Source organism: Pseudomonas sp. IPO3774 (assembly GCF_013386835.1).
In the GTDB taxonomy this organism is placed as follows: domain Bacteria; phylum Pseudomonadota; class Gammaproteobacteria; order Pseudomonadales; family Pseudomonadaceae; genus Aquipseudomonas.
On record NZ_JACAQY010000013.1, the window covers coordinates 255,530 to 277,776 of the forward strand.

General features: G+C 64.4%; 17 protein-coding genes. 5 read left to right on the forward strand and 12 right to left on the reverse strand.

What is annotated here, in order from left to right; translation table 11 throughout:
• From HYE77_RS07210 to HYE77_RS07230, 5 genes are all read left to right on the forward strand, one after another.
• Nucleotides 1–819 carry an FTR1 family protein gene (locus HYE77_RS07210; protein WP_008439439.1) on the forward strand — a complete coding sequence of 273 codons (819 nt, stop codon included), beginning with the start codon at nucleotides 1–3 and terminating at the stop codon, nucleotides 817–819.
• A 19-nt stretch (nucleotides 820–838) separates the two neighbouring features.
• Nucleotides 839–1,369, forward strand: a complete 531-nt coding sequence (locus HYE77_RS07215) for an iron transporter (protein WP_177068600.1) — start codon at nucleotides 839–841, stop codon at nucleotides 1,367–1,369.
• Nucleotides 1,370–1,483: 114 nt separating this feature from the next.
• A complete protein-coding gene (locus tag HYE77_RS07220; RefSeq protein ID WP_003213305.1) occupies nucleotides 1,484–2,404 on the forward strand; it encodes a hydrogen peroxide-inducible genes activator in 921 nt (306 codons plus the stop codon).
• An 8-nt stretch (nucleotides 2,405–2,412) separates the two neighbouring features.
• Entirely contained in the window at nucleotides 2,413–4,488 is a 2,076-nt protein-coding gene (gene recG / locus HYE77_RS07225) for an ATP-dependent DNA helicase RecG (RefSeq protein WP_003213306.1), read from the forward strand.
• 78 nt (nucleotides 4,489–4,566) lie between these two features.
• Nucleotides 4,567–5,967, forward strand: coding sequence for an aminoacyl-tRNA deacylase and HDOD domain-containing protein (locus HYE77_RS07230; protein WP_087693715.1), 1,401 nt, complete (start codon nucleotides 4,567–4,569; stop codon nucleotides 5,965–5,967).
• A 134-nt stretch (nucleotides 5,968–6,101) separates the two neighbouring features.
• Here HYE77_RS07230 and HYE77_RS07235 read toward each other — a convergent pair whose 3' ends face one another.
• From HYE77_RS07235 to tssJ, 12 genes are all read right to left on the reverse strand, one after another.
• Complete coding sequence (locus HYE77_RS07235) at nucleotides 6,102–6,482, reverse strand: hypothetical protein (RefSeq protein ID WP_008439448.1); 381 nt, start codon at nucleotides 6,480–6,482, stop codon at nucleotides 6,102–6,104.
• Between the two features lie 125 nt (nucleotides 6,483–6,607).
• Complete coding sequence (gene tagQ / locus HYE77_RS07240; protein WP_177068601.1) at nucleotides 6,608–7,531, reverse strand: type VI secretion system-associated lipoprotein TagQ; 924 nt, start codon at nucleotides 7,529–7,531, stop codon at nucleotides 6,608–6,610.
• 84 nt (nucleotides 7,532–7,615) lie between these two features.
• Nucleotides 7,616–9,328 (reverse strand): SUMF1/EgtB/PvdO family nonheme iron enzyme, encoded by a 1,713-nt coding sequence (locus tag HYE77_RS07245; protein WP_003213313.1) that lies wholly within the window; start codon nucleotides 9,326–9,328, stop codon nucleotides 7,616–7,618.
• Nucleotides 9,321–10,505: an ABC transporter permease gene (locus tag HYE77_RS07250; RefSeq protein WP_177068602.1), complete on the reverse strand. Its 1,185-nt coding sequence runs from the start codon at nucleotides 10,503–10,505 to the stop codon at nucleotides 9,321–9,323. Before HYE77_RS07250 ends, HYE77_RS07245 begins: the two co-directional genes overlap by 8 nt.
• Nucleotides 10,505–11,209, reverse strand: a complete 705-nt coding sequence (locus tag HYE77_RS07255) for an ABC transporter ATP-binding protein (protein WP_177068603.1) — start codon at nucleotides 11,207–11,209, stop codon at nucleotides 10,505–10,507. Before HYE77_RS07255 ends, HYE77_RS07250 begins: the two co-directional genes overlap by 1 nt.
• Nucleotides 11,209–14,217, reverse strand: a complete 3,009-nt coding sequence (locus tag HYE77_RS07260) for a serine/threonine-protein kinase (protein ID WP_177068604.1) — start codon at nucleotides 14,215–14,217, stop codon at nucleotides 11,209–11,211. The genes HYE77_RS07255 and HYE77_RS07260 overlap by 1 nt, the downstream gene beginning before the upstream one ends.
• Nucleotides 14,214–14,933, reverse strand: coding sequence for a PP2C family serine/threonine-protein phosphatase (locus tag HYE77_RS07265; protein WP_003213320.1), 720 nt, complete (start codon nucleotides 14,931–14,933; stop codon nucleotides 14,214–14,216). Before HYE77_RS07265 ends, HYE77_RS07260 begins: the two co-directional genes overlap by 4 nt.
• Nucleotides 14,934–15,587: a type VI secretion system-associated protein TagF gene (gene tagF, locus HYE77_RS07270; RefSeq protein ID WP_008439457.1), complete on the reverse strand. Its 654-nt coding sequence runs from the start codon at nucleotides 15,585–15,587 to the stop codon at nucleotides 14,934–14,936. It lies immediately after the preceding gene.
• Nucleotides 15,584–19,084 (reverse strand): type VI secretion system membrane subunit TssM, encoded by a 3,501-nt coding sequence (gene tssM, locus HYE77_RS07275; protein WP_177068605.1) that lies wholly within the window; start codon nucleotides 19,082–19,084, stop codon nucleotides 15,584–15,586. The genes tagF and tssM overlap by 4 nt, the downstream gene beginning before the upstream one ends.
• Entirely contained in the window at nucleotides 19,081–20,370 is a 1,290-nt protein-coding gene (locus HYE77_RS07280) for a DotU family type VI secretion system protein (RefSeq protein ID WP_102370169.1), read from the reverse strand. The genes tssM and HYE77_RS07280 overlap by 4 nt, the downstream gene beginning before the upstream one ends.
• A 6-nt stretch (nucleotides 20,371–20,376) precedes the next feature.
• On the reverse strand, nucleotides 20,377–21,711 hold the full coding sequence (tssK, locus tag HYE77_RS07285) for a type VI secretion system baseplate subunit TssK (RefSeq protein WP_003213330.1): 1,335 nt from the start codon (nucleotides 21,709–21,711) through the stop codon (nucleotides 20,377–20,379).
• A 14-nt stretch (nucleotides 21,712–21,725) separates the two neighbouring features.
• Nucleotides 21,726–22,232 (reverse strand): type VI secretion system lipoprotein TssJ, encoded by a 507-nt coding sequence (tssJ, locus tag HYE77_RS07290; protein WP_003213332.1) that lies wholly within the window; start codon nucleotides 22,230–22,232, stop codon nucleotides 21,726–21,728.
• Nucleotides 22,233–22,247 lie beyond the last annotated feature (15 nt).

The following is a 22,247-nucleotide window of genomic DNA, read 5'->3' on the forward strand; positions in this document are numbered from 1 at the left end:
ATGCTGGCCTGTCTCTTGATCGTGTTTCGAGAAGTGCTGGAAGCCGGGATTGTGGTGGGCATCGTGATGGCCGCCACCCAGGGCCTGGCAAGACGTGGGCTGTTCATTGGCGGCGGAATCGCAGCCGGCGTGCTCGGTGCCGGCATCCTCGCACTATTTACCGGCGCAATTACCCAGGCGCTGCAGGGCTTTGGCCAGGAGATTTTCAACGCAGCCATCCTGGTAGTCGCCGTGGTCATGCTGGGCTGGCACAACTTATGGATGGCCAGTCATGGTCGCGAGCTGGCGACCCAACTGCGCAGCGCCGGCAATTCAGTACTCAAGGGTGAAAAATCACTCTGGGCCCTGGCCGTGGTCATCACCGTGGCCGTGCTGCGCGAAGGCTCGGAAATCGTGCTGTTCCTCTATGGCATCGCCGCATCCAGCCAGACAGACCCACTGTCGATGTTGGCCGGCGGCGTGCTCGGCATCGTCGCCGGCGCCGCGCTGTCCTGGCTGATGTACCGCGGCCTGGTCGCCATCAGCCTCAAGCGCCTGTTCTCGATTACCGGCTGGATGATCGCCTTGCTTGCCGCCGGCATGGCTGGCCGGGCCGCCGCGATCCTCGCCGGTATCGACCTGATTCCCGCCTGGGGCTACCAGCTCTGGGACACCTCCTGGCTGGTCTCCGATGGCAGCCTCACCGGCCGCGCATTGACCGCGCTGGTGGGCTACACCGACCGACCTCTGGGCGTTCAATTGGTGGCGTGGCTCGTCACCCTCTCGCTCCTGGTGCTGGGTAACCGTTTACTGCATTCACGCCCGACACAATCACATTAACCGCCCCAGGAGCCCCACCATGAAACACCTGCGCAACCCCTTCGCCGCCGCACTGCTGCTCGTCAGCGCCGTGGCCGCTTCCTCCCTCGCCCAAGCCCGCGAATACCCGATTGGCGGACCGGTGCAGATCAATGACATGGAGATCGCCTCCTCGTACTTGGTGGGCATCGAAATGGCGCCCATGCCGCCAGGCATGGTGATGAGCAAGGACTCGGTACACCTTGAGACCGATGTGCACGCCACCGCCGACAACAAATACGGCCTGTCCAACGGTGAGTGGGTGCCCTACCTGACCATCAGCTACTCACTGGTCAAGCAGGGCTCGCCCGACTACAAGGAAATCGGCACGCTGTTGCCGATGGTGGCCAAAGACGGCGCCCACTACGCCAACAACGTGAAAATGGACGGCCCCGGCACCTACACCGTGGTGTTGCGCTATGAAAGCCCACAGATCAAGGGCTTCTTCCACCATGTAGACAAGGAAACCGGCGTGCCTGAATGGTGGGCTCCCTTCACCGAAACCTTCACCTTCAAGTACCCGCAAAAGTGAAATACGGGGCGGCGATACCCGATTAACCGGTGTCGCGGCCCCTACGCTGTCTGATAACGTGCGTCTATCGATTGCAGCCGGTATGCTTGGCCCGCAACCTCATGGACGCCCGCTATGACTCTTACAGAATTACGCTACATCGTTACCCTCGCCCAAGAGCAGCACTTCGGCCACGCGGCCGAGCGTTGCCACGTCAGCCAGCCGACGCTGTCGGTGGGTGTGAAGAAGCTTGAAGACGAACTCGGTGTGCTGATTTTCGAGCGCAGCAAAAGCGCCGTGCGCCTGACGCCCGTCGGCGAAGGCATCGTCGCCCAGGCCCAGAAGGTTCTGGAACAGGCCCAAAGCATTCGCGAGCTGGCCCAGGCCGGCAAGAACCAGCTGACCGCCCCGCTGAAAGTCGGCGCCATCTACACCGTCGGCCCGTACCTGTTCCCGCACTTGATTCCGCAACTGCACCGCGTCGCGCCGCAGATGCCGCTGTATATCGAAGAAAACTTCACCCACGTGCTGCGCGACAAACTGCGCAACGGCGAGCTGGACGCGATCATCATCGCCCTGCCGTTCAACGAGGCGGATGTGCTGACGCTGCCGCTCTACGATGAGCCGTTCTACGTGCTGATGCCGGCGTCCCACCCATGGACGCAGAAAGACACCATCGACGCGGGCCTGCTCAACGACAAGAGCCTGCTGTTGCTGGGCGAAGGCCATTGCTTCCGCGACCAGGTGCTGGAAGCCTGCCCGACCCTGACCAAGGGCAACGACGGCGCCAAGCACACCACCGTGGAGTCCAGCTCCCTGGAAACCATTCGCCATATGGTCGCCTCCGGACTGGGTATCTCGATCCTGCCGCTGTCGGCGGTCGACAGCCATCACTACGCCCCCGGCGTAATCGCCGTGCGCCCACTGACGCCGCCGGTACCGTTCCGCACCGTGGCGATTGCCTGGCGTGCGAGCTTCCCGCGTCCGAAAGCGATTGAAATCCTCGCCGACTCGATCCGCCTGTGTTCGGTGGCCAAGCCGCCTGCTGCGAGCTAAGTAACGGTATGACTGAGCTGTCGCAGGTATCGGTGACGGCACTCAAGGGTGTCGGGGAGGCCATGGCCGAGAAGTTGGCCAAGGTCGGGCTGGAAAATCTCCAGGACGTGCTGTTCCACCTGCCCCTGCGTTACCAGGACCGCACCCGCGTGGTGCCCATCGGCCACTTGCGCCCTGGGCAGGACGCCGTGGTTGAAGGCACCGTCAGCGGCGCCGACGTGGTCATGGGCAAGCGCCGCAGTTTGGTCGTGCGCCTGCAAGACGGCACCGGCGGCCTGAGCCTGCGCTTCTACCACTTCAGCAACGCCCAGAAGGAAGGCCTCAAGCGTGGTACCCGCGTGCGCTGCTACGGCGAAGCCCGGCCCGGCGCTTCGGGGCTGGAAATCTATCACCCGGAATACCGCGCGATTACCGGCGACGAACCGCCGCCGGTAGACACCACCCTCACGCCAATTTACCCGCTCACCGAGGGCCTGACCCAGCAGCGCTTGCGCCAACTGTGCATGCAGACTCTGACGATGCTCGGGCCAAAAAGCCTGCCCGACTGGCTGCCCCAGGAACTGGCGCGCGACTATCAACTGGCGCCGCTGGATGATGCTATCCGCTACCTGCATCACCCACCCGCCGACGCCGACGTCGACGAGTTGGCTCTCGGTCATCACTGGGCCCAGCATCGCCTGGCGTTCGAAGAACTGCTGACCCATCAACTGTCCCAGCAGCGCCTGCGCGAGAGCATGCGTTCGCTGCGCGCGCCGGCCATGCCCAAGGCCAAGCGCCTGCCTGCGCAATACCTGGCCAACCTGGGGTTTGCACCGACGGGCGCCCAGCAACGGGTCGGCAACGAAATTGCCTACGACCTGAGCCAGAAAGAACCGATGCTGCGGCTGATCCAGGGCGACGTGGGCGCGGGTAAAACCGTGGTCGCCGCCCTCGCCGCGTTGCAGGCCCTCGAAGCCGGCTATCAGGTGGCGCTGATGGCGCCCACCGAGATTCTCGCCGAGCAGCACTTCATCACCTTCAAGCGCTGGCTCGAACCGCTGGGCCTGGAAGTCGCGTGGCTGGCCGGCAAGCTCAAGGGCAAGAACCGCGTAGCCGCCCTGGAGCAGATCGCCGCCGGCGCCCCGATGGTGGTGGGCACCCACGCGTTGTTCCAGGACGAAGTGAAGTTCAAGAATCTGGCGCTGGTGATCATCGACGAACAGCACCGCTTCGGTGTGCAGCAGCGCCTGGCCCTGCGCCAGAAAGGCGTGGGCGGCCGCATGAGCCCGCACCAGTTGATCATGACCGCCACACCGATCCCGCGCACCCTGGCCATGAGCGCCTACGCCGACCTCGACACTTCGATCCTCGACGAACTGCCGCCGGGCCGAACGCCGGTCAACACCGTGCTCGTCACCGACACCCGCCGCGTCGAAGTCATCGAACGGGTGCGCGGCGCCTGCGCCGAAGGCCGTCAGGCGTATTGGGTGTGCACGCTGATCGAAGAATCCGAAGAGCTGACCTGCCAGGCCGCCGAAACCACCTACGAAGACCTCACCAGCGCCTTGGGCGAACTCAAGGTCGGGCTGATTCACGGTCGCATGAAGCCGGTGGAAAAGGCCGCGGTAATGGCCGAGTTCAAGGCCGGCAACCTGCAATTGCTGGTGGCGACCACGGTGATTGAAGTAGGCGTCGACGTCCCCAACGCCAGCCTGATGATCATCGAGAACCCCGAGCGCCTGGGCCTGGCCCAACTGCACCAATTGCGCGGCCGCGTCGGCCGGGGCAGCGCCGCCAGCCACTGTGTGCTGCTGTACCACCCGCCGCTGTCGCAGATCGGTCGCCAGCGCCTGGGGATCATGCGCGAAACCAACGACGGCTTCGTGATCGCCGAAAAAGACCTCGAACTGCGCGGCCCCGGCGAGATGCTCGGCACCCGCCAGACCGGCCTGCTGCAATTCAAGGTCGCCGACCTGATGCGCGATGCCGACTTGCTGCCCGCCGTGCGCGACGCGGCCCAGGCGTTACTGGAGCGTTGGCCGGAACACGTCAGCCCGCTGCTGGATCGCTGGCTGAGACATGGGCAGCAATACGGCCAAGTGTGACGGCTGACTCACTTAGACAACCCTCACTTGTATCAAGCTGGTTATACTCCAATGACTGTAGGAAATTGGATTCAGGCCATGTCAGAAGTTGCCCTCGCCACAGCCCCACCGACTGCACCCTCGGTGATTCGGACGCTGCTTGCAAAGCTCGCCATCAGCTACACGGAAGTTGCCGAACGCCCCGGCCTGAACCCGGCGCAGAAGGTTCAAGCCGTACTGCTCGATGATGCCGTGGGTGCACTCATGGTGCTGTTTCCACAGAACCAGTTGCTGGACCTTAATCGCCTCGCCGAGCTCACCGGTCGGCGCCTCACGGCCGTGTCGCCGGAGCGCCTGGAGCGCATGCTCGGCAAGCACAGCCTGAGCCTGCTGCCCGGCCTGCCGCCGCTGACCAGTTCTCCCTGCCTCTACGAAGAAAGCCTGTTGCGTGAGCCGACCGTGCTGGTGCACTCGGGCGAAGCCGGGCTGCTGCTGGAGATTTCCAGCGACGCGTTCAAGAGCATGCTGACCAAGGCCAGCGCCGCGCATTTCGGCGAGCCGCTGAGCAACATCCGGCCAAACCTGGATCGCCCCAACGACGACCGCGAGGAAATCACCCAGGCGATGCAGGCGTTCACCGCCCGCCGTATCCAGCAGCGCCTGGAAGCCACCATCGAAATTCCACCGCTGGCCGATACCGCGCAAAAGATCATCAAGCTGCGGGTCGACCCCAACGCCACCATCGACGACATCACCGGCGTGGTCGAAACCGACCCGGCCCTGGCCGCCCAGGTGGTGAGTTGGGCCGCGTCGCCCTACTACGCCTCGCCGGGCAAGATCCGCTCGGTGGAAGACGCCATCGTGCGCGTGCTGGGCTTTGACCTGGTGATCAACCTCGCACTCGGCCTGGCCCTGGGCAAGACCTTGAGCCTGCCCAAGGACCACCCGCAACAGGCCACGCCGTACTGGCACCAGTCGATCTACACCGCTGCCGTCATCGAAGGCCTGACCCGCGCCATGCCCCGCGCCCAGCGCCCGGAAGCCGGGCTGACGTACCTCGCCGGCCTGCTGCACAATTTCGGCTACCTGTTGCTGGCCCACGTCTTCCCGCCGCACTTCTCACTGATCTGCCGGCACCTGGAGGTCAACCCGCACCTGTGCCACAGCTACATCGAGCAGCATCTGCTGGGCATCAGCCGCGAGCAGATTGGTGCGTGGTTGATGCGCTATTGGGACATGCCGGACGAACTGTCCACCGCCCTGCGCTTCCAGCACGACCCGACCTACGACGGCCAATATGCGGAATACCCGAACCTGGTGTGCCTGGCCGTGCGCTTGCTGCGCAGCCGCGGCATCGGCTCGGGGCCGGATGAATCCATCCCGGACGAACTGCTTGAGCGCCTGGGGCTGACCCGGGACAAGGCAGAGGATGTGGTGAGCAAGGTGCTGGACGCGGAAACGTTGTTGCGCGAGTTGGCTTCGCAGTTCAGCCAGGGATAAATCGGGCGCCTGTTACACCGTATTCGCGAGCAAGCCCGCTCCCACATTCAATCCCATTCCAAAGTTGGAACTCGGTCGAATGTGGGAGCGGGCTTGCTCGCGAATGCAGGCGACGCAGTATTGCTGAAGAACCCCTAGCCTTTGGGCTTTTTCTTCGGCTTCAAATACTTGGTCAACCCCTGGAACCAGATCACCAGCGCCGGGTTGCCCTTGATCTGGATCGACTTGTCCTGAATCCCCGTCATGAACGCCAGTTGCTTGTTCTTCGCCTGCATCGTGGCGAAGCCGTAGGCGGCGTCTTTGAAGGCGATGGCAAACGCAGGCGCGGGATGAACACCCGAGCGGCTGGTAATGCGCTGGTCTTTGACGATGAAGTGACGGGCAACCTTGCCGTCGAGGGTCTGCAACTGGAACGCCAGGTCCTTGTCACCCAACTGCTGCTGGAACGCAGGGTTGGTGCGGCTGGCTTTGCCCATCAACAGGCCAAGCATCCAGAGAAGAAAACGAAATTTCATGCACACGGCCTCAGTGTAATTATTGGGTGGCCGCAGCAGTTTAACGATTTGTGCAAATAACGCTACCGATCTCCCGTTTTAGCAGGAGATCGGCTGGCGTTTAACGCTTATAGCAACAACTTGCCTCAGACGTTAGGGCAAGGAACCGGTGCCCAATCCGCCAGGTTCGGATCACGGCAAGTGCCTTCGATCTGCGCTTTACCGGCGCTGGCAACCTGCTTGCTTTCAGCTTGCTTGGTCTGGGCGGTCTGGATGGTTTTCTCGGTGGCTACGGCTTCTTTCGGCACGGTTGGCAGCACCGGCTTCTTCGCGACTTTTACCGGCTTCTTGCCTTTGGCTGGCGTCACCACCGGCGTGGTATCGGCAGTCGCAACAGTGACTACGTCGGCGCGTTGTACACCCACTTGTTGCAGATCCTGCTCGTACGCCTGGGTGTAGTTGTTCAGGTCTTCGCTGGCCTTGCCGTTCACCGCGACGATCAGGTCGTTGGACTCTTTCAGGCCCGAGACGATTTCTGCCAGGCGCTTGCGGCCTTCGACGTCGTTGACGGTCTTGGCCTTGCGGTCAGCCACCAGCTTGGTGAACGCGCTCTGGTAGCACTGCTGGGACGCCTTGGCGTACGCGGTGCTGCGGTCGATATCGGAAGCGCGCTTGTTGACGTCGGTGGCGTAGGACGCGATGCGCTGGTTGTCATCGGTGATCTGCTTCTGGCGCTCGGTGTAGTAACCCGCTGCACCACCGGCCAGGGCGCCGCCCGCTGCACCGATGGCAGCGTTGCGGCCGCGCTTGTCGGAGTCGCCGGTCAAGGCGCCCAGCAATGCACCACCGGCCGCACCCAGGGCGGCACCGGTGACCACCGACTTGGTCAGGTCCGAATCGGTAGTACGCAGGTGCTGCACCGGCTCGTAGCAGTTCGGGTAGTACTCGACCTTGGTGGTCGAGGCGACCTTGTTGGTCGGCGACGTTGCGCAACCGGTCAGCACCGTGCTGAAGCCTGCGGCAATCAGCAGCAGATGACGCTTGGAAACTGCCTTACGGGAAAAAATCATCGTTGTGTTCTCTTTTAAGTTTGACTTGCCCAGCACGGCCCACCGCCGCCTGAGTCCCTTCCAAGCTCGCCGTACAACCAGCGGTCAAGACCGCTGACCGCTCGCTGCGAGCAATTCCTTCAAAATCGTCGCCGGGTCGGCCCGCTGTTGCTTGCGGTAGTTGCCCACATGGCGAACGAATAACGTCGCACGCGTCACCAGGCTCTTGCCCAGTACCGGCTTGCGATCCAACTCTTCCTTGATCCGTTGAAACTGCGCCTGGATCACCGCATCGGTGTAGCGCGTGCCGGTGGCCAGGTTGTCGATGTAGATCGCCACCGCGCCGTCCAGCGCACTGCGCCCATTGGTGATCGCCGTGGCGAACAGCTGCGCGCTGGCCTCGTCCTTGGCGTCGATGGCCTGCTGGCGGCTCTTCTGCAAATTGATCAGGCGGATGTTGTAGTTGTTGATGGTCTCGGCCACCAGGGCCGCGGACTGAATCAGGTTGCCGGCCGCTTCTTCGCGCTGCTGGGCGATCAGCGAGACGTTGCGCTTGAGCTCTTCGTTGACCAGGCCGAGCTCCGCTTGCAGGCGCGGGTCGACGCTGGCGGCGATGATGCTGTCCAGGCGCTTGGTCGGGTCCTGGGCGTCGTCGATGGCATCGGTCAGCGAGGCCAGGCGACCTTCCTTCTGCCACTGGGCAAACAGTTCCTTGTAGCGCGAACGCGGTGCCGACAAGGCGCCAATCGCCACGCGAAAGCCGGTGGTCTCGTTGCTTTGTTCGGTACCGTCGGCGGCGAACAACGGGTACTCGCGGCGCATGCCGGTGAACAGCGTGCCCTCGCCTTCCAGATAATTACCGCCCTTGACCACAAAGCCGCCGTAGGTGCCCTGGCGACGCCCGGCGTGCACCAGTTGGAAGGATTCCTGGACCATTTCCGCTGCGTTGCCGATCACATCGAACATGCCGATCGGGTTGGGCAGCTTGGTGCCGATGGGCATCAGCCGTGCGGCCTGGCCGGTGCCACCCGCGACCTGATTGAACACCGCGTAATCGGCAAGGGGACCATCGCTTTCGCTGCCCTCGGTACGCCGTGGAAACAGCCGGCCTTCCAGGTCCTGACGGCTGACCGCCTGGCCACCGCGCGCGGCAAACTCCCACTCCACTTCGGTAGGCAGGCGCACAAAGCCCAGGCCGCCGTCGTCCGCCGAAGCACCGCGACCACTCACCGGCAGCAGCTCGCGGTGATATTTCATCAACCAGGCGCTGTACACCGCCGAGAAACGTTCGGCTTCAAAGCGCGACAGCTTGACCTTGGGCAAGCGCGCCGCCATCCCGGTAGGTACATCGCACGCCGGGGCGGGTTCGCCACTGGCCAGGGATTGCGCCTGGGACATGACCTGCGCATATTGCCGCGCAGTGACTTCGTACTTGCCGATGAAGTACAGCATGGGCTTGAGCGGGGTCTTGGCGTCGGTCTTCGGCATCAGCGGCGCGATGACCTTGTTCCAGTCCTTGGGCAGGTCCTTGAGGGTGAACTGGCCGTTGATGAAGTCGCGGCGATAACCGGAAATGAACGACTGCTGATAGCCCGCTTCACCTTCGCTGAACGGGTAGCCGAGGCTGATCTCGCGGTCATCCAGGGTGCCCTGGGCCAGCACGTAGGCATAGCGGAACACCATGTTGCCTTCGCAGGGCAGCGGCAGGCTGACGTCATCCGGCAACGGCTTGGGGTTGTCCAGCTTGTCGCTCGCCTCATCGGCCCAGGCCACGCAGGACAGGGTCAGCGCCATGGCGGCGCCCAGTAACTTATACATCTCTGATTCCTTCAGAAGCCTGGATACGCGCCACACGCCAACCGCCACACGCCGCCGCCACGGCGCTGACGCCGAGGACAGCTGCCAGGGCCAGGCCGTAGTGACGCGCCAGCAGGTGACTGGCGTATTCGCCCGGCACCTGCACGAATAATTGGTTCAGGCCGGACTCTGCCAAGCCATATAAAAGCCCACTCAATACAGCGGCAAACCCCGCGCTGTAGAGCGCCTGCAACACCACAAACAGCAACAACCCGGCGGTGGAAAACCCCAACAGCCGCAATACCGACAGCTCCCGGCGCTTGCGTGCAACCGACGCCAGCGCCGCGGCAAAGATCGCGGCAAACGCGCCCGCCAACGCCAGCCCGGCGATGATCCAGAACACGATCGACAGGTTGCGGCTCAACGACTGCACCTGGGCGATGGTCTGGGCCTGGGTCGACACCAACAGATTCTGCCCGGCGAAATACACCCGCAGCGGCTCCACATCCACCAGGCGCCGCGCATACAAACGGAACGCCGGGTATACCCGTTGCTCGCTGACGCCCACCGCATCGCCGTCCCAGCCAAACGCCGGCACCGCGCGGCCATCGCGATAATCTTCCGCCGCTTCCAGCAAGCCCAAGGGTGCAAACAATCCATCCCGGGCGAAGGCTTCCAGCGGCGCTACCTGCAGCACTTGAACCCGCAGGCGTTGCGACTCGATGCGCCCCGCCACCTGGCGCCCAAAACTCGCCTCCAGCCAATCCCCGGCCTTTGCCCCGAGCTTTTCGGCAGCGGTGTGGCTCAGCACGATCTGATCCAGGCCCTTGGGCATCGGCAGGCCGGCCAGCAATGGGTCGTTGGCGGCGGTCGGCAGCATCTCCACCGTCACCGCCTCCAACTGCGCCGTCGCCGCAATCTGCCGGGTGCGCGGCAAGGCGAACGCCACGTCGCTGCGCTGGCGGAGCTGCTCGACAAATTCACTGCTGAATCGACCACCGCCCAACGGAATAATTTCCCGGGTGGCCGGGTCGTTCTCCAAACGTTCGGTCAAACTGCTAACCAGTCCAAATTTCAGGCCGAATAACACCAGCAACGGCGCGATCACCGCCACCAGCGCCAGCACCGAACACACCGACAGCCACGCATCGTTGCGGTAATCCTGCCAGGCCAGGGAAGCCACCAGGGCGATACGCATCAGCACGCCTCCCCGAGGGTGGCGGTGACGCCGCCGTCGGCGTCGCGACGGCAACTGATGCGCCGCACCTGCAAGCCGCTGGCCCGGGCCAGGGGCTCATCATGGGTGGCGATCACGCAGCACGCGCCGTTATGCCGGGCCTGGGCCAACAGCGCCTGCATCACCCGCTCGGCGTTCAACGGGTCGAGCGCAGCGGTGGGCTCATCCGCCAGCAACAGCTGCGGACCGTGGGCCAGGGCTCTTGCGCAACTGACCCGCTGACGCTGGCCGACGGACAACGCCGCCGGCTTCTTGTCCAACTGATCAGTGATTTCCAACTGCTCGGCCAACCGCGCCACGCTGCCGTCGTCTTTCAAACCCAGGAGTTGCCGCGACAACGCAATGTTGCCGCGCACATCGAGAAAGCCCAGCAGGCCGCCGGTTTGCAGCACGTAACCCAGGTGCCGACTGCGTAGCTCCGCCAGCGCGCTTTGCTGGTTACCACGCCAAAGCCCGGCAATGTCGACGCGGTTGAAATCGAACTGCCCGACCTGATCTGGCGCCAACACCAGCGCGAGCAAATCCAGCAAGGTGCTCTTGCCACAGCCACTCGGCCCGACCACCGCCAACTGTTCACCCGCACGCAGTTGCAAGCCCGGTATCACCAGGCTGTAGCGCTGGGAACCAACGCCCCGGCTCTTGTGCACTGCGCTCAAGTTCAGCATTACGGCAGCGTCGACAGCGGCACGCGGTACAACGCATCACCCGGCTCGGCATCGCCGAAACGGACCCAGTTGGCCACATCGTTATGGAAGGTTTCGTAGAGGCGGATCTTCGAATCCAGCTCGTCGATAAAGTCTTCCTGCTCGGCCACGCTCAACGACAGCCACAAATCCTGGGTCATGTTCAGCGACTTGCTGCGGTACGGCAGGCCTTCCAGGTATTCGCCAAGGATGCCGCCGTCCGCCAGGTTGCCGCCCTTTTTCAAGGCCTGTGGATCACGGCTCATATAGGCCGAGGCGCTGGCGATTTCCTGGAAGAAATCCTTCGGTGAGGTCTGGGTTTTGCGCGCGGCGTCGACGATCAGTTTCAAGGACTGCTGCAAATCGTTGAGCTGCAATTTGGTCAGCATCACGCACACCTGAAAGGCCGGCAGCGCGGTGTTGGTCAGGTCGCGATCGGCGGTCCAGGCACTCACCAGTTGCGGCGCCTGGCTCGCGGTTTTGCGGCCAAGGAAATCCATGTGCATCGCGTAACCGACGGCGGCGGATTTGTCCGCCAGGGTCGGCGCGGCACTGAGCAGCGGCACCGGCTGCGGTGTGTTGCTGCGCACCTGATGCACCAGGTTGGCGAACACCGTGCCGATCTCGTCGACCCGCTCGCCGAACTTGCGCACATCGCCACCGGGCACCGGCGTGTACAGGTCGCCGATCTGCGGGTTGGCGTCGGCGGTCAGGGTGCGGTACTGGGTTTCGGCGCCGCTGTGGGTTTTCTTGCCGGCGTCGGTGCGCAGGTGCAAGGCGTAGATCTTGATCTGCTTGCCCAATGCAGCCTGGCGTACTTCGGCTTCGTTCATCTGGGTGGTGGCGAACGGGTCGTTCTTGCGCAACGCACCGGCGTCGGTCACCAGCAGGATCAAGCGCCCGCCGTAGCCGGACCAGTCCATGCCTTCCACCGCCTGCATGACACCGGCGAACGCGTCTTCGTTGAACGAGTGGCTGGACACCGTCGACGCTTTGACCTGCCGCGCCATGTCGAGGAAGCGCTGCGGGTCGCGCCCTTGGTCGAGGGTGATCAGGGTCTTGGCTACATACTCCAGGCCGGGGGTTTTCTTGATGCTGTTGCGAAAACCCACCAGGCCAAAGCTCACGCTGTCCAGTTCGCCACGCTCGGCGATGCGGGTTTGCAGCTCGTGGACCACGTCGCGAACCTGGTCGATGTAGGGCTGCATCGACACCGTGGTGTCGACCACCAGCACCACCGCAGTGCGGAAGGCGTCGGCGCTGGCATCGATCGCCGGCGTTCGGCCGACAGCCTTGGCGATGACATTAGGCGTGTTGCCCGGGTCGATGGAGGCGACGTTGAGCAACTGCACCGGCTGGCCGTTTTCGTCGAAGCTCTCTTTGGAGTCGAAGATCGGCAGCAGGTAAAACTGGTTCTGCGGCACAGCACTGGCGGCCGGTTCCAAGGCCAGCACTTGCTGGTTGTCCTCGCTGTTTTTCTGCACCTTGAGCAGCAGGTTTTTCGCTGCGGCAGGATCGGCCAGCAGCTTTTCCACTTCCGCAGATTGGCGCAGGAACATCACCGGCGCCCGGCCCGAACGCTCGGTGAACTTGAGCACCAGGCTCTGCTTCCAGTCGCTGGCTTGCGCCGCCGGCAGCCAGCCGTCGCTGCGCCCGTCGGTGGCGGCGCCAACCCGTAGCCAGGGGCTGCCGTCGACGTCCTTGCGTTGGTAGACATAGAGCACGGAAAACGCCGGCAAACCTTCGCCAGGCGCCCCGCCCGCTTCGTGGGAAAGCTTGGCGCCGGGCTTGCTCAGTACCCGCTGGAACAGGGTTTTCTTGCCGGCCATCAGCAACGGGCGTTGACCGCCGTCAACCTGCGCCGCTACCGGTTGCGCGGCAGGCGGCGCGATGGTCTTGGCCGCCTCGGCAACCGGCGGCGCGGCGGCTGGCGCGTCATCTTTCAACCACCAGTAACTTGCGCCCGCAATCGCCAGCGCGACTGCCACGGCAACTGCCGCCAACGCCAACACCGGCCCACGGTTTTGTCCGGACACGGCCGAGTGTTGCGTCGGCGTCACCACCGGTTGCCGCACGGGTTGTGGCTGCGGCTTTTCGGTCGGGATTTCGATGGAAACCGGCGTGAGTCCGGCCAGGTCATTGGAGACCGCAACCGGAATCGGCAGGGGCCGAATCAACGTCGCCTCTACCTGCTCCTCCTTCGGCAACTGATCCAGCGCCAGCAGCAACGCCGCCGCATCCGGGAAGCGCTCCGCCGGGTCCTTGGCCAGCAGCTTGCGCAGCACCTCCTGATAGCGCCCGTGGTGCACCGGCAATTCCGGCAGCGGTTCAGTCAGGTGTGCCAGTGCTGTGGAAAGCGCATCGGTGCCGTTGTAAGGCAACTTGCCCACGAGGATTTCATAGAGCACCACGCCCAGCGCATACAGGTCGGCGCGCCCGTCAATTTCCTGGCCCCGGGCCTGCTCCGGGCTCATGTAGCTCGGCGTGCCGACGGCAAATCCGGCCTGGGTGAACTGCGTGCGGTCATCCAGGGACTTGGCGATGCCAAAGTCCGACAACACCGCCGTGCCATCCGCGCGGAACAGAATGTTCGCCGGCTTCACATCGCGGTGTACCAGGCCCTGGGCGTGGGCATAACCCAGCGCCGAGGCGATCTGGCGGATATACGTCAGCCCCTGCTCCGGCGTCAGGCCCGCGGCGATGCGCTCCTTGAGCGTGCCATTGGGCAGGTATTCCATGGCCATGTAGTACAGCTCACCGACATTGCCGATGTCATGGATGGTCACGGTGTGCGGGTGGGACAGGCGCGCCAGGGTCTTGCCTTCGCGCAGGAAGCGCTCGCAGAAGCTCGGGTCGGCCGCCAGCGCCGCCGCCATGATCTTCAGCGCCACCTTGCGCTCCAGGGAACGCTGGGTCGCCAGGTACACGCTAGCCATGGCGCCAACGCCGATTTCGCCTTCGATGTCGTAGCCGGGAATGATGATGTTCATGTCGACACCTTCACAACGATGGCGGTGATGTTGTCCGGCGCGCCGCGATTGAGCCCCAGGTGCACCAGGCTGCGGACGATTTCGTCCGGCTCGGCATGGCTCAGTACTTCGCGGATCTCGTGGTCTTCGACGGTCTTGTTCAGGCCGTCGCTGCACAGCAGGTAACTGTCGCCGGGGGCGATCAACAGGTCGACCGACGACAACGCCAACTGTGCTTCCACGCCAATCGCGCGGGTGACGATATTCGCCCGTGGATGCACCCGCGCATCGGCTTCGCTGAGCAGGCCGCTGTCCTGCAAGTCCTGCACGTAGCTGTGGTCGCGGGAAATGCTTTCCAGCAGGCCGTCGCGCAGGCGATACAGGCGGCTGTCGCCGGCCCACAGGCACACGCCGCGCAAGCCTCGGGTGGCGAGCAACACCACGGTGCTGCCCATCATGGTCACGCCACGGTGGGCGGTTTCTTCGCGCACCGCGCCGTTGACTCGCAGCAGGTCGCTGCGCAACGCCGCCGTGTATTCCTCAAGGGAACGGCCCACGGGAATGCTGCGCAGGCTGTCGACAATCAGGCTGCTGACGTAATCCCCCGCCGCGTGCCCGCCCATGCCGTCGGCCACCACCCACAGGCCGTTTTCCGGCAGGTCGAGGCAAGCGTCTTCATTGACTTGGCGAACCATGCCGACGTGGCTTTTGCTGGCGGATTTGAACGTGGACCGCATCTACACAACACCTTCTTGGCCGAGCAAAAATTGCGCAAAATCGTCGGCAGCAGGCAAGCCCTGACACCGCATTAAACCGGGAGAAATCTGTTGCGAACCACGGCCCCACCACAGGCTCGCGCCTTCGCAGGCCTGTTCGGCAAGCGCAGTCATCCGCGCTTGAGGGTCTGTGGCGTTGACACGCTGCAAGCCCGCAAAGCGACTACCCAAGGTGCGAGGTTGGCAGGCTGGAGCGCCGAGGGATTCGATCCCGCCGCTGAAACCTTCGAAGCTGGCGCCGGCGTCCAGCGTGCTCAGCAACAACTCTTCCACCTGTTCAAACCAGGTGTCCGGGCCGCCAACGACGGAGGCCGGGTCGGTGTCGTGATCCAACAGCGCAGCCACCGTCAGCGGGAAATAGCGCCCCACCCGGTCGATGCTCGGCATCACCACGCCCACCGCCGCGTCCGGCCCGCACACACCCGGCGCCAACACGAAGCGCCACAATGGGCTGACCAGGTAAGCATTCAGCCAGTCAGCCCCGAGGCGGGTCTGGCTGGCGAGCAATCCGGACGCCAGCCAACTGTCCCAAGGGCCGATAAAACTCTGGGGCAGCGCGCGGCTGACAAAGTCGCCGCGGCACGCCAACTTGCCGTAGAAACCCAGCGTGGTCATAGCCGCTCCGGCAGGCTGAAGCCGTTAAGCACGCGGCTCTTGAACGGGTTGAAGGCACTGTTGGCCCGCAACTCGTAGGAGATGCTCGCGCCGTCGACCCGCAGACGCAGGTTGAAGCGGTCCGGCGAATTGCCGGCGGTCAGGTCCGATTGCTCCAGCAGACGAAACCAGGCCCACGGGCCGTCCAGCGTCACGCCGGAGCGCCCGCTGGCTGACGGCGGCATGATGGAAATGCGCACCACGCCAATGCTGCCGGGATTCGGCCACTGCATCGCGACCGGCCGGCTCGGGCCGTGGTCATAGCTCAGTTGCTGGCCGTCCAGGTCCAGCAGGAACTGGGTGATGGTCGCGTCCATCGCCACCGGTTTGAGTTCAAAGCGCACGATCGGCTGGGTGCCACCGGCACGGAAAAACGCATCCCGAATGGTCGCCGCACGCTGGAAGGTTTGCAGCACGCCCGGCGCGATGCCGAGTTTCTGCGCCGCGCCCGGCTGCCAGCGCCAGGTTTGCGTGGAGGTGTCGACGTAAGGTTGCAGGTACTTGCGGAAGTAATTGTCCATCACCCCGCCCACCCCGAAGAACTGGCCGAAGTCATCCAGGGTCGCGTCCCGCGCACTGCCGGGCGACATCGGATAACGCCCGGCCAGGGACTGGCGATACACGTTCACCACTTCGCTGACCCACGCCGCATTCAACTGGTTGCGCACCCCGCCCATCATGCTGTTGGTGGTGGAGTTGACCACTGACTTGACCATGCCCTGCACTAGCGGCGGCTGGCGTTCGGCATTCAGGCTGACCCGCGTGGCCGCAGCCGCCGCCTGGTTTTTCGCTTCGCCGAGCAACGCATCGCCACTGGCGCCGACCATGGCGCTGACCTGCACATACAGCGCATTCATGTCCGCCAGCAGGCCATCGATGGCCGCCGGTTCGCCTTCGTTCTTGCTGACGATGCTGTTGAGTTCGGCGAAGTGCGCCGTCACCGGATCTTCACTGGCCGCTGGTGCATTCGCAGTTGGCTGGTCCTGGCCAAGCAGGCTGCCGAGGCGTTCCTTGAGCTTGTCCACGCCACCTTCCACCGGCGCGCCCTTGGCGGCCAGCAAGCGTTCTTCCGCTTGCAAGTCGGTCTCTTTGGAGACCGCCACCAGCAGCTTCTTCAGCGGCGAGGTCGGCCCGGAAATCACCCGCAAGACGTCGGCCGCCTGGGCCACGCTGGTGATCGGCACAAAGTCGATATCCGCCAGCAACGCATCCCACTGGCGTTGATAGTCCTGGAAGTACAGGCGGCGCACATCGGCGGCGAGGCTGACGACGTTTTGTTGGTCGGCCTGCTCGTGGCCCAGTACCCATTGCTCTTCAGCGAGGGTGCCAGTCTGGTTCAGGCTGGCCAGCAGGAAGCCCTGGCGATAACCCTTGGCGGTGAAGAAACCGCTCAACGGTTCGCCCAACGGCTTGCCGCTCTTGCGACTGAACACCAGCGCCGCATCACGGCCCGCCGCTTCGTTGATGCGAAAGTCCGGCACGCCTTCCGGCAGTTTCTGGCGCTTGATACGGTCGTAGACGCGCTGGGCCACCGGCAGTTGCTGCAGTTGCCGACGCAGGTCGTCGATCAAGCGCGGGTCGAGACGGGCGCTGGGCGGATGCCGCTCGAACAAGGCCTGCAAGTGCCCGATCAATGCCTGGCGTTGGTCCGCCGGCAGGTCGCGCGGCAGGTTGCGGTCCCAGTCGAGGGCGATCCAGGCCTTGATGAAGTCCGGGTCGTAATGCTCGCTGTCGGCGAGCATCAGGTAGGCCTTCAAGCCTTCATAGAGGAAGTCGGAATTGCCGCCACCGTGCAGTTGCTCTTCGATGCGCGTCACCAAACGGGGCGCGAACACGGCGATCAACAGCTTGCGGTAGACGCTGGCGGATTCGGCTTCGAGCATGTCGCCCTGATACAGGCCCAAGCCTTCGGACCAGCTCGGCGAGTCGCCCGCGAGGTTCTTCACGGCGTTAAGCAGGGGCAGCACCGCGAGTACTTCGCGCTGTGCCGGGCTGAGGTTCTGCACGGTCTGGCCCAACGGCGCGACCTTCTGGTCAACCTGGGCGATGTAGGCCTGGTTGGCGCGATAACTCACCCACCACAACGTGCTGACGACCAGTACCAGCGCCACGGTTGCGGCCAGCACACCCCGGGCAATCCACTTGCGACGGCGCTCGACCTTCGGGTTGACGCCCACCAGGCCACGCTCGGCAAACGCCACGGCGGTGAACAGTTTTTCGATGAAGTAACTGCGCCCGGTGCCGGTCTGGCGCGCCAGGTGCTGGCGGTCCAGGTTCATGCTCTGGGCCATGGCGCCGATCAAGCGGTCAATCGGGCTGCCTTCCTGGGTGCCGCTGGTGAAGTACACACCGCGCAGCAAGACGCGCTCTTCAAAGGCGTTGGGTTTGAACACGCCTTCGAGGAAGCCTTGCAGGCAATCCTTCAACGCGCCGAACTGCTGCGGGAAACCGTAGATCAGGTCGCGCCGCGCCGGGTCGCGTTCCTGTTGCAGGCGCTCCACCAGGCGCTCGTTGAGGCGCTGTTCCAGGCCGGCGAACTCGCTTTGCAGATGGGCCAGCGGGCTGTCGCTGTTCTTGCCGTCGTCCAGGGCGAAGGTCATGCCCCACACTTGGGCGCGCTCTTCCTTGCTCAGGTTGTCGAAGAACTCCATGAAGCCCGGCACCAGGTCGAGCTTGGTGAGCATCAGGTAGATCGGGAAGCGCACGCCCAGTTGGGTGTACAGCTCCTGGATGCGCAAGCGGATCGCGGCGGCATGGGCGGCACGCTCGGCATCGCTGCCCAGCAGCAGGTCCGAGAGGCTGATGGCGATAAACGCACCATCAATCGGGCGCCGGGAACGCTGCTTTTTCAGCAGGTCGAGAAAGCCCAGCCAGGCGGCTTTATCCACCGTGGAGTTGCTGTCCTGGGTGGTGTAGCGGCCAGCGGTGTCGAGCAATACGGCCTGGTCGGTAAACCACCAATCGCAATTGCGCGTACCGCCCACGCCCCGTACCGCACCGGCACCCAACTGCGCCGCCAAGGGAAAGTGCAGCCCGGAATTGACCAGCGCGGTGGTCTTGCCCGAGCCCGGCGGGCCGATGATCACGTACCACGGCAGCTCATACAGGTTGCGGCGCTCGTCACCGCCCAGCTTGGCCTTTTTCAACAGGGCCAGGGCTTCGTCCATGCGCTGGCGCAGGGTCGCCAGCTCTTCGGCGGTGGCGACGCTGGCAGGGTCTGGCGGGGTTTCTGCGGCAAGGCTGCGCATTACTTCGGCGGCCTGGCGGCGGGCCCGGATAATCCGGAACACGCGGTAGGCAATCCACACCGCGAACACCAGGATGATCAGCGCCCAGCGGCGCCCTTCCGGCACCAGCACATCGAGCAACGGGCCCACAAACCAGATGATCAGGCTCAAGGCGATCAGGCCCAGCAGCGGGATCACCCAGCGAATCACAAAACTGAAAAACGCCTTCACTCGACGCCCTCCGCCAATACGGTGATTTCTACCCGGCGATTGCGCGCACGGCCTTCGGCTGTGGCGTTGGTCGCCACCGGCTCGGTGTCGCTGCGGCCTTCGGCGCTGAAGCGTTCCGGCTGGCCGGTCTTGGCCGCGAGAATCTCCAGCACCGACTTGGCCCGCGCCTCGGACAGCGCCCAGTTGGACGGAAAGCGCAGGGTCGCAATCGGACGGTTATCGCTGTGGCCGGTGACCCGCACCTGGCCTTTGACCTTGCGGATGGCGTCGGCAATACGCAGCATCAGCGGCTGGAAGTCATCGACGATGCTGGAGCTGGCCGAGGCGAACAGTTCATCACCACGGATGGTCACCACGGAGCGGTCGACGGCATCTTCCACGGCTACGCGACCGGCCTTGATGTCTTCCACCAGGAAGCCTGCCAGACGCGGTCGCTCAATGATTTTCGGCTGGGCCACCGGACGGTCGATGGCCTGCACCGGGATCTCCCCCAGGGCATGAATATTCTTGAACACCGGCTCGGCATCCGACGCCAGTTTCATCCGCAACCCGAACAGCAATGCCAACAGCAGTGCCAGGCCGATGGCCACGGCGATCCATGGCGGCATGAACTGCGCCAGGCGATCACGGGCCACGGTCACGCCGCGCCAATGGGGTGACAGCTCGCGCTCATGCTCGCCACGGGCACTGCGAATCGCCGCAGCGGTACGCTCGCGCAAGGCTTCCAGCTGGCTGCGGCCATCGTTCATCACGCGGTAGCGACCTTCGAAACCCAGGCACAGGCACAGGTACAGCAGTTCCAGCAGGTACAGGCGTTCCCGCGGGCTTTGCAGGCAGTGATCCAGCAATTGGAAGACCTTTTCGCCGCCCCAGGCTTCGTTGTGCACGGTGATCAGCAGGCTCTGCTTGCCCCAGTCACTGGCACTGCCCCACGGCGTACTCAGCACGGCTTCATCGAGGGCGGTGCACAGCGCGTAACGCGCCAGCAGCACGTCATTGCGGGCCACGCCGGCCGCCTCGGCACGTTCTTCGAACTGGCGCAGGTAAGCCAGCAGCTGCGCACGCAGGCTCGCTGGCGCAGGGTGCGAGATCGTGTTGCGCAGGCGCGTCAGCAGCGCCAACAACGGGCCGGCGGCGCTTTCCAGCGGGTTCAGGCCCTGGGCCTTGCCGGTCAGGATCGGCGCAGCGGGCATCGACAGCGGCGCCGGCTCTGCGCGAACAGGCTCCGGCGCGCGGCCACCGGGACGCGGCATGAACTGGGTGCGGTCATCGTCATTCGGATGCATCGCGGATTACCCTCGGATGGCCCAGAAAGCCAGGTTCAACCCCGGGAACTGGCCGGCGATGTGGAACGCAAAGCCACCGGAATTACCCAGTTGCTGCCAGTGCTCGCTGCCCCGGTCCAGCTCGTAGTAGGTGGAGCCTGCGTGGTACGGAATCTGCCGTGGCGCCACCGGCAGCGGCAGCAGGCCGATGCCCGGCAGTTGCAGGTTGACCAGGTCGCGGATGTGTTCCACCGAGCCGACTTTGCTTTGCTGGCCGAAGCGTGCGCGCAGGGTTTCGCCCGGCACATCGGCGCGCACCACCAGGATGAAACTGGCGCTGTCGATCAGGGTTTTGTCGGCCAGCATCGCCACGTGCACGCCGTAGGCTTTCTCGACAATCGGGATCGGCGTGGCCTTGCTGTCGATCAGCATCGACAGCGCCTCGCGCAGGGCCTGCATCACCGGGGTGAAGCTCAAGGCCAGGTCGTCATGCTGGTATTGCGGGTATTCGTGGGGGCGGCGGCCCGTGGTGGAGAAGGTCGAGAACTCGCCGGCCAAGCTCACCAGCTCACTGAAGAAACGCTCCGGGTGCAGCGGGCTCAACTGACTCAGGTGCTGGATCAGCGGCTGGGCGCGGTTGACCAGTTGCAGCAGCATGAAGTCGGCAATCTCCGAAGCACCACCGGCGCCCGAAGCCACCACGCGCCCGGCCAACGCTTCGCCGCGCTGGTGCAGCAGGCCCAGCAGTTCGCTGCGAAACGCGGTCAGCGGTTTGCTGGCCGTCACGTCGAGGACCGGCGGGATGTAGCTCTCGTCCAGCACCAGGGCGCGGTCGGCGCGTTTTTCCTTGATGCGCACCAGGCCGATGGCCGCGTAATCGCTGATGCCATCCTGGGCGGTCAACAGGCGCAAGGCGCGGGAGCCGACCGCCACCGGCGCACGGTTTTCGAAGGGCGCGTTGTCGTCGCGCACTTCACGCACCTGGCTGACATAGCGCGCGGCTTCCAGGGCCTCGCCTTCGTCGACGGTGTCGCGGGCGCCGGCACGCTTGAGGGGCAACGCCAGGTACACCAGGCCATCGCGCAAGTTGTCGTCGATATTCAGCGGGCTCGGCGCCAGGTCGTCCTGGGGGATATTGAACGGCGTGCCATCCGGTAACAGGCCGCGTGCCGAGACGATCGCCAGCTTGCCCTGGGCCAGCAGGCCCTGGTCGATCAACAGTTCGGAAAAGCCCCAGGCCCCCGCCGACAACGGGCGGCTGCGCGCATCGATCAGGTTTTCCAGGTAACGGTCATGCTGCTGGAAGTGCTGCGTTCCGATGAACATGCCTTCCGACCAGACCACGCGATTGTTCCAGGACATGGGGGCTCCGATTCTTATTGGGCAGGGCTGGATGGGGGGACCACGACGTCGGCACGCACGGCATGCACATCGAGGCTGATCTGGTATTCGGTGTATTGGCGTGCCGGCACGTTGAGCACCGTGCGCCACTCGGCACGGTCCAGTTCGCGATAGCCCACCAGCAGGCCGATCTGGCGGGTGGACGGGTCGAGGTCGCGCTGGATGCTCAATTGCTGGCCGGGCAGGATCACCACTTCGTCCTGGTCGAGCAGGTCGAGGCCGAGGGTCGACTGTGCGCGATCGGCCAGGGCGAAGTAGTCGGAACGGCTGAAGGTGGCGGCGTTTTTCAGTTCGAAAATCCGCACCCGTACCGGGGCTGCCTGGCCATTGGCGCCGGGGTTGAGCCCGGCGATGGCATGGAAATGCAGCTCGACGGCGGCGGTGTCTGCCTCAGCTTCGGCGGCCTCGGGCTTGGCCGCATCCTTGGCACACGCCGTCAGCAGAAGCGCGGTGGCGACTGCGAGTAAAAACCTGGGAATCATCCTGCGTCCTCAATG

Excerpts from the sequence above, each read along its gene's own strand:
- HYE77_RS07265 (WP_003213320.1), bottom strand. The coding sequence starts at position 14,933 with ATGCGGTCCACGTTCAAATCCGCCAGCAAAAGCCACGTCGGCATGGTT.
- HYE77_RS07280 (WP_102370169.1), bottom strand. The coding sequence starts at position 20,370 with ATGCATCCGAATGACGATGACCGCACCCAGTTCATGCCGCGTCCCGGT.
- tagF (WP_008439457.1), bottom strand. The coding sequence starts at position 15,587 with ATGACCACGCTGGGTTTCTACGGCAAGTTGGCGTGCCGCGGCGACTTT.
- recG (WP_003213306.1), top strand. The coding sequence starts at position 2,413 with ATGACTGAGCTGTCGCAGGTATCGGTGACGGCACTCAAGGGTGTCGGG.
- HYE77_RS07230 (WP_087693715.1), top strand. The coding sequence starts at position 4,567 with ATGTCAGAAGTTGCCCTCGCCACAGCCCCACCGACTGCACCCTCGGTG.
- HYE77_RS07215 (WP_177068600.1), top strand. The coding sequence starts at position 839 with ATGAAACACCTGCGCAACCCCTTCGCCGCCGCACTGCTGCTCGTCAGC.
- tssJ (WP_003213332.1), bottom strand. The coding sequence starts at position 22,232 with ATGATTCCCAGGTTTTTACTCGCAGTCGCCACCGCGCTTCTGCTGACG.
- HYE77_RS07210 (WP_008439439.1), top strand. The coding sequence starts at position 1 with ATGCTGGCCTGTCTCTTGATCGTGTTTCGAGAAGTGCTGGAAGCCGGG.
- tagQ (WP_177068601.1), bottom strand. The coding sequence starts at position 7,531 with ATGATTTTTTCCCGTAAGGCAGTTTCCAAGCGTCATCTGCTGCTGATT.
- HYE77_RS07255 (WP_177068603.1), bottom strand. The coding sequence starts at position 11,209 with ATGCTGAACTTGAGCGCAGTGCACAAGAGCCGGGGCGTTGGTTCCCAG.
- HYE77_RS07260 (WP_177068604.1), bottom strand. The coding sequence starts at position 14,217 with ATGAACATCATCATTCCCGGCTACGACATCGAAGGCGAAATCGGCGTT.
- HYE77_RS07235 (WP_008439448.1), bottom strand. The coding sequence starts at position 6,482 with ATGAAATTTCGTTTTCTTCTCTGGATGCTTGGCCTGTTGATGGGCAAA.
- HYE77_RS07220 (WP_003213305.1), top strand. The coding sequence starts at position 1,484 with ATGACTCTTACAGAATTACGCTACATCGTTACCCTCGCCCAAGAGCAG.
- HYE77_RS07245 (WP_003213313.1), bottom strand. The coding sequence starts at position 9,328 with ATGTATAAGTTACTGGGCGCCGCCATGGCGCTGACCCTGTCCTGCGTG.
- HYE77_RS07250 (WP_177068602.1), bottom strand. The coding sequence starts at position 10,505 with ATGCGTATCGCCCTGGTGGCTTCCCTGGCCTGGCAGGATTACCGCAAC.
- tssK (WP_003213330.1), bottom strand. The coding sequence starts at position 21,711 with ATGTCCTGGAACAATCGCGTGGTCTGGTCGGAAGGCATGTTCATCGGA.